The following is a 1117-nucleotide window of genomic DNA, read 5'->3' on the forward strand; positions in this document are numbered from 1 at the left end:
CCTCACGCAATCGCTCCCGGATGCAGCAGCTTGTTGGCCGCTTCTTAGGTCGGAACTGGGTCCGCATCCCGCATGTCACCCATCATGACGAGGTCGACATTACCGATCTTGAAGCGCGGCGGGAGGTATGGAACGCTGGCCACCCTGACCAGCGGATAAGCCCGGTCATCCCGGTGGTGAAAGCCATGGCGCTCTCGCTGAAAGGCCATCCGCAATTCGCTTCGTCACTGGACGCCAGCGGGGAGCAATTGATCGAAAAGCATTACGCGCATGTCGGCGTTGCGGTGGAGGTGCCGGCCGGGCTGCTCGTGCCGGTCCTCCGCGATTGCGACACCCGCCCGCTTCGCGAACTTGCAACCGAGTTGTCAGCACTTGCCCAGAAAGCGCGAACCAAAGGCCTGTCGATGCCCGAAATGTCAGGCGGCTGCATCTCGCTGTCGTCGTTGGGACATATTGGAGGGACCGGGTTCACGCCGATTGTCAACGCGCCGGAAGTGGCGATCGTTGGGATGACCCGGTTGCAGCTGCGCGCGGCGCGGGGTCCCGACGACAGCGTGGTGTGGCGCAAGATGCTGCCACTGTCACTCAGCTACGATCACCGCGTCATTAACGGTGCCGATGCCGCACGTTTCGTCACGACCATTGAGCGTCATCTCACCGACATCAGGTTCGATTGACGTCAGCTTGGGCGTTGCCGCTCGCTACTGGCCGATCCGAGCGGGACGGCGAAGGTCAAAACCCGTTCGCTCAAAACGATTCGGGCTACTCCGTGGATCGGATGAAGACGCGCGCCTGACTTTGACGCGACTTCGCCAACCTGCCTGATACCAAGTTTCGTGGATCACGACTCTGAGGGGGTTGCGCGGAGCGTATTGAGTTGATTCAAGATGGCAACCGACCTGGAGTTTGCCATGCCGATCACGCTTTGCCCTGACTTTGATGCCGCGCTGGTGCGAGCGGCAGCGCGGAAATCGAAGGATGGCGGGCAGGCGCGTCGATTGCTGGCGCTGGCCGCGATTTACGAGGGCGCGAGCCGGACGGAAGCGGCTCGGATCGGCGGCGTGACGTTGCAGATCGTGCGGGACTGGGTGTTGAAGTTCAATGCGGCCGGGCCGGA

General features: G+C 62.2%; 1 protein-coding gene and 1 pseudogene. Both read left to right on the forward strand.

Annotation, left to right across the window (positions count from 1 at the left end):
* A partial coding sequence (locus U1769_RS25295) for a 2-oxo acid dehydrogenase subunit E2 (RefSeq protein ID WP_332720914.1) occupies positions 1-677 on the forward strand: 677 nt, incomplete at its 5' end.
* A 234-nt stretch (positions 678-911) separates the two neighbouring features.
* Positions 912-1117, forward strand: a pseudogene (locus tag U1769_RS25300) (IS630 family transposase); the annotation flags it as partial.

This window comes from Parasphingomonas zepuensis (genome assembly GCF_036663735.1).
Taxonomy (GTDB): domain Bacteria; phylum Pseudomonadota; class Alphaproteobacteria; order Sphingomonadales; family Sphingomonadaceae; genus Sphingomonas.